Source organism: Trichocoleus sp. ST-U1, assembly GCF_039961835.1.
Taxonomy (GTDB): domain Bacteria; phylum Cyanobacteriota; class Cyanobacteriia; order Cyanobacteriales; family FACHB-T130; genus FACHB-T130.
On the sequence record NZ_JAMPJZ010000135.1, the window covers coordinates 1 to 9,276 of the forward strand.

The 9,276-nt window shown below is 43.7% G+C and carries 8 protein-coding genes and 2 pseudogenes; 5 read left to right on the forward strand and 5 right to left on the reverse strand.

What is annotated here, in order from left to right:
- Both NDA06_RS25675 and NDA06_RS25680 read left to right on the forward strand, forming a co-directional pair.
- A partial coding sequence (locus NDA06_RS25675) for a TnsD family Tn7-like transposition protein (protein ID WP_348251918.1) occupies positions 1 to 697 on the forward strand: 697 nt, incomplete at its 5' end.
- 145 nt (positions 698 to 842) lie between these two features.
- Positions 843 to 1,265, forward strand: coding sequence for an ester cyclase (locus NDA06_RS25680; RefSeq protein WP_242047538.1), 423 nt, complete (start codon positions 843 to 845; stop codon positions 1,263 to 1,265).
- A gap of 282 nt (positions 1,266 to 1,547) precedes the next feature.
- Here NDA06_RS25680 and NDA06_RS25685 read toward each other — a convergent pair whose 3' ends face one another.
- Entirely contained in the window at positions 1,548 to 2,000 is a 453-nt protein-coding gene (locus tag NDA06_RS25685) for a hypothetical protein (protein WP_190986762.1), read from the reverse strand.
- 291 nt (positions 2,001 to 2,291) lie between these two features.
- Here NDA06_RS25685 and NDA06_RS25690 point away from each other — a divergent pair, with 291 nt between their 5' ends.
- On the forward strand, positions 2,292 to 3,485 hold the full coding sequence (locus NDA06_RS25690; RefSeq protein ID WP_190986760.1) for a GUN4 domain-containing protein: 1,194 nt from the start codon (positions 2,292 to 2,294) through the stop codon (positions 3,483 to 3,485).
- Here the strand turns inward: NDA06_RS25690 and NDA06_RS25695 are convergent.
- The 3 genes and pseudogenes from NDA06_RS25695 to NDA06_RS25705 all read right to left on the reverse strand — a co-directional run bounded on the left by NDA06_RS25695 (position 3,463) and on the right by NDA06_RS25705 (position 4,680).
- Positions 3,463 to 4,083, reverse strand: coding sequence for an alpha-ketoglutarate-dependent dioxygenase AlkB (locus tag NDA06_RS25695; RefSeq protein WP_190412458.1), 621 nt, complete (start codon positions 4,081 to 4,083; stop codon positions 3,463 to 3,465). The genes NDA06_RS25690 and NDA06_RS25695 overlap by 23 nt on opposite strands.
- Positions 4,084 to 4,129: 46 nt before the next feature.
- Positions 4,130 to 4,291, reverse strand: a pseudogene (locus NDA06_RS25700) (TrpB-like pyridoxal-phosphate dependent enzyme); the annotation flags it as partial.
- Positions 4,292 to 4,437: 146 nt separating this feature from the next.
- Positions 4,438 to 4,680 (reverse strand): hypothetical protein, encoded by a 243-nt coding sequence (locus NDA06_RS25705; protein WP_199304828.1) that lies wholly within the window; start codon positions 4,678 to 4,680, stop codon positions 4,438 to 4,440.
- Between the two features lie 156 nt (positions 4,681 to 4,836).
- Here NDA06_RS25705 and NDA06_RS25710 point away from each other — a divergent pair, with 156 nt between their 5' ends.
- Both NDA06_RS25710 and NDA06_RS25715 read left to right on the forward strand, forming a co-directional pair.
- Positions 4,837 to 7,824: an NACHT domain-containing protein gene (locus NDA06_RS25710; protein WP_190986759.1), complete on the forward strand. Its 2,988-nt coding sequence runs from the start codon at positions 4,837 to 4,839 to the stop codon at positions 7,822 to 7,824.
- 131 nt (positions 7,825 to 7,955) lie between these two features.
- Positions 7,956 to 8,261 (forward strand): annotated as a pseudogene (locus NDA06_RS25715) (Uma2 family endonuclease); the annotation flags it as partial.
- 213 nt (positions 8,262 to 8,474) lie between these two features.
- Here NDA06_RS25715 and NDA06_RS25720 read toward each other — a convergent pair.
- Positions 8,475 to 9,029 carry a hypothetical protein gene (locus NDA06_RS25720; RefSeq protein ID WP_242033992.1) on the reverse strand — a complete coding sequence of 185 codons (555 nt, stop codon included), beginning with the start codon at positions 9,027 to 9,029 and terminating at the stop codon, positions 8,475 to 8,477.
- Between the last annotated feature and the right edge of the window lie 247 nt (positions 9,030 to 9,276).

Sequence of the window (9,276 nt, forward strand, 5' to 3'; positions counted from 1 at the left end):
GATGTTGCAGTTCTTCCGTTGTCTCTTGGACTGCCACTTTGAACTGATTTGCCATTCCTACACCTACCCTGTTGCTTTCTTCAATTTAGTGCATCTTCATTGGAAACTGGTATTAGAAAGCTATCGAATGGCATGGCTAGAAGCGGTTAAAGAAAATCCTCATATAGGACGGACTACACTAGAGCGGATGTTTCAGAGCATCTATTCTTGGCTGTACATCTATGATCAACAATGGCTTCAAGCTCATCTACCACCGCGTAAGAGAAGAGTTAAGTTTTCTCCTCAAGTGGACTGGAACCAGCGTGATATTAAGTTTGCAGCAGCGGCAAGGCAATCAGCCCAGCGTCTTCAAAGCTTTCCACAACGCCCCACGAAAGTAACGAAAACAGCAATTGCTAGCGATTTGGGTCAACTCAGATTGATACAGCCGCAAAAAGACAAGCTGCCGTGTACAACAAAGGCTTTAGAAGAGTTGGCTGAAACTCGCGAAGAATTTGCAATTCGCCGGATTCAATGGGCTAGCGAGTGTTTCCGAGAAGAGAACGTGTATCCAAAACGGTGGCAATTATTGCGTCAAGCTGGCATCAGACCTGACTTGGCAGAAGCCCCGCAGGTGAAAGAGGCAATCACACTTGCATTGAAATCTTTAGACCCGTTAGATCCAGTCAATATAATCAATTTGCTATGTGACAGTTAAGAACTTTATTGTTTGTCTCCCAGCATGGGCAAAAGAGTAAGGGGTTTCACTAAAGAACTTTATTGTTAAATATGGAACGATAGAGTCAGAGATTCAAGCGTCACCACTTAAGAACTCTATTGTTTGTGTACAAATTGTCTTTGGTATGATTAGCGATATGAAATCGTCCAAAGAAGTTCTACACGACTGGGTTGCTGCCTATAACGCTCGCGATCCTTACGCACTCATCGAGCTTTATCACGATGATGCCATCAACCATCAGGTTGCTTTTGGTGCCCCACTTCAAGGGCGCGAGGTACTGCTTGAGAGTTTCATCGCCTTCTTCAATGCCTTTCCAGACAACTACACGCATCCTGAAAATATCTTCGAGGATGGTGAGTGGGTCATCATTGAGTGGAGCGGTGGCGGTACATTCTTGGGTGAGCTTGGCGGTAACCCACCAACCGGCAAGAGTTTTACACTACGCGGGTGTGGCTTCTTTCAGGTCATTGATGGCAAAATTCGTTTCCAGCGTGGCTACATAGACAAGTACACTTGGTTCACGCAAATTGGTTTACCAGTCTCCTAGGCTTGTAAGTGTTGCACCACAACGAAGCTCAGCCGAGTGTCGGCAGCGAAAGCGGCTTAACTTTGCCGTGAGTCTTCTTAGTTTATCCGTGCGGACAGCACTAGGGCACACAGCACTATGGCACTATGAAGGTTATCTATTTGTGTTTAGGCTTAAGTTAGGGCAAGGTTGCCGGTAAGACACTGCTTTGAGCTGATGGGTAAAACAACGCTGCGCGTAGGTATCACTGCGATCGCTTATTCTCAAAACTCATGTGTAAGTGTCATAGCGATCGCATAAAATCTACTTTTTTAAAACTGATTCTCCCCATTTACGCTGGAATTCCTGCTGCACTTCAACTGCAACAGGATCGACATCCTCCCCAGAGTTAAAAATGTCTACTAGCTGGTTGCGGCTAGGAAAACTACCAATCTCTGCTTTGTAGACTTTTAAACCTAAACCCATATCTGCTGCCATTCCTGTAATGACAATTTCGCGGCTTGCTCCGTAACACATTGGGTAAAGATATTGCAGAGCTAGTTGTTCGCGAACTCGTTTAAAAGCTTCAAAAAAATTCCAATCAATACACTGAATTTCGCCACCAACCCACCTCAACTTGATGCGGCATTCCATATGCCGTCTGTCGTCAGTCCAATCTTGACAACTAAGCTCAACGACTGCGGGTAACAACTGACCGCTAGCATCTATAAGAAAAATTTCACGTTGACCGAGTGGCTTTTCTGGAACGCTCGACATAAAAGGTAGCTCGCTAGCAACCAACAAAACACGGTCATGAACGGGTTGAGCGCATATATCTGGAAACTTTGTTCAAATGTAACACGACAGCTAGCAGCGATCGCCTTTGCTTTATGTAAAGTGTTAGGTAAGAGCGATCGCCATCATCAAAGGTGGCATCTTTATGTACACATAAATGGAGATCGGGTCACTATGCCTTTGTATCTCAAACTGAAACAAAGCAACCGATTCAATCGCAAACTTGCCAGACTGGAGACGACATCAAGATCGAAGAATACTTAAGCTAGCGATATGAAGCGCTCTATTGCAGTTGGACTACTGACATTTCTGGCTATTGGCTGTAGTACCAATTTTCCAACATCCTCCACTCAATCTCCCGCGCCTGTGGCAATTGCTGCCAAACCTGCTGCCAACTCCTCAACCGTCCAAAGTCGGGATGTGTTTTATCTAAGCGATCGCTTTGGGTTTCGCTTCGTTTCCCCGCGTGGCTATGTCATCACGCCTACCGAAACGACTCAATCGACGAAGCCAAGTCCCCCGCTGGAAGTCCTAGAAGTCTGGCAGCAGAAAGATTTTTTGAACCGGGAGAATTTACCTGAAACTCCTCCGATCGTCAGCATCACTATTTACGACAACTCCAAGCGGTTGCCCCTCACCAGTTGGAAAGGCGAACTCAGCCAAAATGACGATCGCCCCCTCACCGTTGCGGGACAGAAAGCGATCGCTTACACTTCCACTGGACTCTACGAGTCTGATAACGTGCTATTCAGCAGTCCCGATGGTCGCTATGTATTTCGCCTACAAGGAGCCTACCTGCAAAAGAACGATTCCATCCGGCAGGTATATCAGGACACCGTTAAAAGCTTTACCTTCGATGTGATCGCTAGCACTTCTCCTAATAAATGGCGCATCAACTACAGCCACCTCAAAAGCCTTTTAGCCGCCGGTGACTGGCGGGGTGCGGATGTGGAGACTCGCGCCATCTTCCAGCGATTGCAGAAACTCCAAGGACAGGGTGCAGACTTACTCTACGGCAGCAAAACTCTGCTCAATAGTCTTCCCTGCGAAGACTTTCGTACCATAGATACCCTCTGGTCGCAAGCCAGTAAGGGACGCTTTGGGTACAGCGCTCAAAAGCGCATCTGGCAGCAAACTGCCTCCCAGACGAAAAATCCGAAAGCACGAGTTGAGAAGTTCGGTCAGGCAGTGGGATGGTATAGATCCCAACCATTGCCGGAAAAGAATCCTTTTGGGGTAGTGTTAGCTGGAACCAAATGGCGGTTGGATTCAGAACTGAATTCTACTGCTACCGCACCAATCGGACAGTTTCCCTGGGCAGGAATTTCCTCAAACTTACTGAGTGACATGCTCAGCGAACCCGGTTGTGGCAGTTGTACCACGGATGCCATTTATCTTGCTAGCGATCGCTATTACGACTACGTGCCTGCTTTGTTTACCAAGCTCAATCAGTGTCAAGTTCGCTAGTTAGGCGAACTGACAAGTCAATGACTCGAAAGGTCAAATTAATCCGGGGAGGAACCGGACGTTCAGTTTTAGGAATTTGATGCTGCCAGTAGTGCTGCGTTGTCCCTTGCATCAACAAGAAACTACCAGAAGTTAACTCCAGTTGATGCTTCAAGCCTTTCTCGGCTCGATGCCGCAGCATGAACCGCCGCGTTCCTCCCAAACTCAGAGAACCAATGACTGGATTGTGTCCTAGCTCCGGTTCATCATCGCTGTGCCAGCCCATACTGTCATTGCCATCTCGGTAGAGATTGAGCAACACGCTGTTGAACACCACACCAGAAACTGCTTCAGCCTTTGTCTTGAGGTCAAGTAGCGTGCGCGTCCAGGGAGAGGGGTGCATCGTGATGCCAGAGTAAGTGTAGGATACACCGGGATTGGCATACCAAGCCGTCAGTCTGGGTTGAGGCATTGAGCGCCCGTAGATGCTAATCCAGTCTTGTCGCCAGTCGATTGTTTCAGTCAGTTGTGTGAGCAAGCGATCGCTTTCCTCCCCATCCAGCAGAGACGGGTAGAATACGATATCTGCGTCAGGCAGTTGCAGAGGGACACTGAGCATAAAACAAACACAACTGAGAGCGGCAAGAAATCAGCTTTCCAGAACCCTAACCGACAGCAGGTAATCCTGCTAGAGCGATCGCGACTTCCTCTGCACTGTACTCAGTATCTATCAATTTTCCGGTCTGATAGTCCATGTACGCCTGCATATCAAAGTGCCCATGACCGCAAAGGTTAAACAAAATGACCTTACTTTCTCCCGACTCTTTGTACATTCGGGCTTACAGAGAAAGTAGCGGCTTTCTTGAGTTGAGGTTTCTATTGTCGCCGACTCCACGAAGCGGACGCTATGCGATCGCTCCTCTCCTGCAAAACCTTGAGCAAGGAAGTGTTATGGTTCAGTATCAAAAACTGACTATTCCTTTTTCTGCGATGGGTTGGATTGCATCACGGGCACGAGAACCTTTAGGAGAAGGGCAATTGACCCAATCACACTAGCGATCGCTCCAATCACTACCGCTGTTGCCAGGATAATTTCAGTTGGACTGGTGCCATATTGCATCCAGGCGGAAGGGGATTCGATGGGAGCGGGATTCGTCGTCATGACCTGGGCAGGCTGAGTGTTAGGCATAGAAGGATTGGAAGTTAAGGTTGTCATTGATTTCTGTTGAACTCGATAAATCCAACTTACTGACTAGGAGCAGCCCAAACCAGGGATGCTAAGTGACGATAACAAACATCCCTTAACGAACCTAAACGTCCATCTCTTTACCTGGTTAAAGTAGAGCTAATTGCTACAAGTAGATTGAATGCTATGGGTTCCAGCCGAGAGCGTGGCTTTTCAGTTACACCCGAACGACTCGCATTTATCGAGCAGAAAATGCGTGAGATGGGGATTGAGAGCCGTGAAGCCTTGGCAAAAGCAGCAAATTTAAGCTCAGACGTTATTCACAAGAAGCTTTTTTCAGGAAGAAAGGTTGACAGGAGTACAGTTGAAGCGATCGCAAAGACTTTAAAGATTCAGCCTACGGAACTTGTCGAGTCAGATAGATGGTATCGACGTTCTAAACGCGCAAAATCTCAGGCTTCTACAAGCATTGATTGGCAGTACGTTTGCCGAACCATGCTCGATCGCCAGAAGAAGCTCAGCACCAATGAAGTTATTGCTTCAGAAGCGATGCAGTTTGATTTACTGGATGATGAAATCTTTATCTCGCTGGCGTTGGTTGAGCGGAAGGAGCCAGAGCAATTAAGCCAGAATGTTCATCCGGCAAGACCTATAGAGCAGTATGAGGAAAAGCCGCCGATTGAGTATGAGCAGTTTCGGGAACAGATATTGCGACAGGGAAATAGCGATCGCATTGCCATCATTGGTGAACCCGGAGCCGGAAAGACAACACTTTTACAGCACATCGCCTTCTGGATTCTAGACAAAGAGCTTGGTCTACCAATTTGGATCTCTTTGGGTGACTTGATTAAAAACGGTGATTTGCAACGTCTAAAGGATTACTTAACTCAGGTGTGGTTGGATAATGCCGTGCGAGATGTTACTCAGGACGTTAAATCTGATTTTTTGAAACAGTTAAATGAACAACGAGTGTGGCTGTTGCTGGATGGAGCCGATGAAATTGTTGCGTCGTCTGGCATTGCACTACGCGAAATTAATAATCAGCTTCGCGGTTGGATAAGTCAGTCGTGCATTATTCTGACCTGCCGCATCAATGTTTGGGAAGTAGATAGCAATGCTCTTAGAGATTTCCAAACCTATCGCACAAAGGAGTTTCATTATCCAACTCAAGTAGAACAATTCATTGAAAGTGGATTTCGTAAAAGCAATCAACAAAGCGGTGAACGTCTTAAAACCGAGTTAGCCAACACTGAACGTACTCGGCTTCAACAACTCGTCAGAAACCCATTACAGTTGATGATGCTTTGTACGACATGGCATGAGCAAGAGAGCTTGCCAGCAACTAAGGCTGAGTTATACAAGCGATTTGTCAGTGAGTTTTACAAGTGGAATAGAAGCAAGTGGAAGAAGAAAGACCTGAATTATGCATTCTTTCCAAATACAGTAGCTAAACAAGAAAAACTCAATAAAGCTCTTGGGCGTTTAGCGTGTCGTGCATTAGATGAGGAATCATCACCATTTCGATTGCCACACAATTTAGTTTTTGATGAACTGGGCGATCCCGATGAAGACGGTTCTTATTTTTGGTTAGCTCTTAATCTTGGCTGGCTTCAAGTTGCTAGAGATTCAGATAAACCGTCAGACAAAGTATACACATTCTTTCATCCAACCTTTCAGGAATATTTTGCTGCGTTATCGATCGATGATTGGCATGATTTTCTAAATCACACTTCTCACAATCCGGAGGAAGGAACTTATCGAATTTTTGAATTTAATTGGAAAGAGGTAATTTTATTGTGGGCTGGAAGAGAGGAAATATCCCCTCATCTCAAGGATATGTTTATTAAACAATTAATCTATTTTGACAGCAAAGAAAGTTTTTATTGGTACAAAGCTTTTTGTTTGGCGGCTGAATGTATGTCGGAATTTGCTTCTCTAAAATATCTGGACAGCATTATAGATAGAATCATTGAATGGAGTTTCGGATATTTTGATTCAAAGGAAAAAGAGTGGAAAACTTTTATTAACCCGATTTCGTCTCAGGCAAAGGAATCCTTAGTAAGGATTAGCAATGAAAAAATAACCAAGAAATTGAGTAACTTAATAAGCACTTGTAATAATGAAAAAATACTTATAGAGATTGCTATTTCATTAGCAAATTTTGTTGGAGGTAGATCAATAGCGATACAAGTTTTAGAATACATAATTGATACAAGTCATTTTAGTAGTACATCTATAGAAGCAGCTAAAGTTTTATATAAAATCGTTCCTAATAATTCAATGTCACTTCAGAAACTCTTAGGTTTACTTAAAGGAAATGATTATAGAATGTCTGCTTTGGCTTTGAAGGAAATTCTTACAGATAAGAGAGAAGTAATAAAAATATTAGAGAGTAAGATTGAGAAATTCGAACAAGAAAATTTAAATACTTACCTTTTAGCTAGCACATTAAATAAAATCGACCCTGGAAATATTTTTGCTGTAAATACTTTGATACGAACGATTCCAAAGATAGAAAATGAATCTTTTTGTAGATTGTTAATTGATATACTAGGAGATATACTGGAACAAACAGCAAACAAAGAGGCTGTGAACACTTTAAGAGCTTTAATTAAGACTAGAGTCGATGAAGATGATGAATTTTTAAGGGACGAAGCAATAATTAATTTGAGCAAAATCGAACCTAATAATCCAGAAAATATTTCTGAATTAATGAAGATCGTGTTTTATGGAGATGAGCTAGCTTATTGGGAGCGTTTAAATGGTGCTGTAGTATTAATGCAATTACTACCAGATAAAAATATACAAACACCTATTGAAGAGCTGTTAAGAAAAATGATTATAGAAAATTCTCATACCGCATCTTTTTGTATGTTAGCTTCAGAGGAACTGGCGAAAATAAAGTCTGGTAAATCTTTTGCTCTCCAAACCCTACTGGATCTAGCTCAAACAAGTCAAGGTTTATCTGATGGTACAGATGTGCTTCACAAAATAAAAAAGATTATTACTAAAGAGGATTATTCAAAAATAATTAGAGTTTTTAAAAAATATCTAGTAGATCGGACTATAGAAATTAATCCTTGGTTTTATGTAGATTGTTATCAATTGATTTGGCATTGTACTCAAAATATGAGCTATTTAGAGTTTTATCGAGCATGGAATAATCTTACTTAAGATACCCTGTAGATAATATGTATCGTTTAGAAGCTGTTCAGATTTAAGCAAATACTATAAAAGAAGTTACGTTAAAGCGATCGCCATCCAAACCCCATCACTCCTAATCTGGAAACAGACCAGAGACTCTTATGACCACGGCAACGATAGCAATACCCCAAAAGGAAGAACCCCTCCTGTTTGAGGGATTGACCTGGAGAGAGTTCAAAGCAGTCGAGCAATTGTTAGACCGTCCAGGATATCGGCTTTCCTTCCTGGATGGAGTACTGGAGATTCGACGGATGCCAGGGGAACCCCACGAAACAGTTAAGAAGAGGATCGGTGCATTGGTGGAGCTTTACCTGCTTATAGCAGGGTTTGACTTCACCCCAACTGGCTCCATGATCCTAGAAAGTGAAGCTGGAGCCGTCAAGCGAGAGGCGGATGAATCCTATAGAACCCATTTGACATCTTTTGCTGGGGTGCAAGGCTTTGAAGTAAGCCGTTACTTTGCGATCAATGATAGAGCCTGCTTAAACTCGACTGTTTTTTGCAAGAACAGGGATAAAACCAGCTAGCTGCAAGGCTTTTAGTTTCAGGAATAGCTCTCAAATGGGTTCTATACAAGAGGGCAATCGAATTTGGCTGAACTACGAGCTAAGTTACAAATTTTATAGATTGATCGTCAGGATTTTTTTCTTGCTTTTTTTGTCGCTCAACACGACTGTATTGTAGGGTGATGTATCCGTTCCCGGCGGAATTGGCAGCCAAAAACTGGGGTTTTTATGATCGAGTTCGCCCAAATCAATGCTTTTCGTTATATCGCCATCTGTTGCCAGATAAGCGGTAAGTTCGCCTTTATAATCTTCAATTAAAAAGTCGCTAAATAAAACGACTTGCCCACCCTCAGGATGTATACCAAGGATGACCTGACCGCTGAAAGTTGTGCCTTTTCGTTCTTCATCAACCGTTGCCATTATGATTTCTGAGGGGTCTTGACCGGACATATCTGCCATAAACTTTTTCCTGGGCGAATTCTCAACAATTGAAAATGATTTTACAAGAGCGCTATGGGCGATCGCAAAACTCTCAGGACGTATTTCTGCATCGGTCTTGCAAATGTATAGCCAAGTTACTTCGGGTTTAACGCCTAATTGGAAGATTGAGTAGGGATGAGTAGAGGCTGAAAGCGATCGCGCAAGCGTTGCTGCTATAAGAGATCGCATCGCAGAAACCTGATAGAGGGGAGACGTTGAGAAGTTTCCGGATTCTGTTCTAGCAACCTACGAGAGCCACGGGAAGGGGTAGGCAGGAACACCAAGGTCAAATGCTTGTAGGTCATTTTCAAGGGGTCAGGAAGCGATCACCTAAACAGCATCCCAGCACAAGAGGGTAGTACAGAGATAAGCTTTGCCATGCCTATAGAACCCATTTGACATCTCAACAAGAGGCTGAAAGTCTTTTGTTGAGATG

Bases quoted from the DNA above. Each gene is read 5' to 3' on its own strand.
- NDA06_RS25680 (WP_242047538.1), top strand. From the start codon at position 843: ATGATTAGCGATATGAAATCGTCCAAAGAAGTTCTACACGACTGGGTT.
- NDA06_RS25685 (WP_190986762.1), bottom strand. From the start codon at position 2,000: ATGTCGAGCGTTCCAGAAAAGCCACTCGGTCAACGTGAAATTTTTCTT.
- NDA06_RS25690 (WP_190986760.1), top strand. From the start codon at position 2,292: ATGAAGCGCTCTATTGCAGTTGGACTACTGACATTTCTGGCTATTGGC.
- NDA06_RS25695 (WP_190412458.1), bottom strand. From the start codon at position 4,083: ATGCTCAGTGTCCCTCTGCAACTGCCTGACGCAGATATCGTATTCTAC.
- NDA06_RS25705 (WP_199304828.1), bottom strand. From the start codon at position 4,680: ATGACAACCTTAACTTCCAATCCTTCTATGCCTAACACTCAGCCTGCC.
- NDA06_RS25710 (WP_190986759.1), top strand. From the start codon at position 4,837: ATGGGTTCCAGCCGAGAGCGTGGCTTTTCAGTTACACCCGAACGACTC.
- NDA06_RS25720 (WP_242033992.1), bottom strand. From the start codon at position 9,029: ATGCGATCTCTTATAGCAGCAACGCTTGCGCGATCGCTTTCAGCCTCT.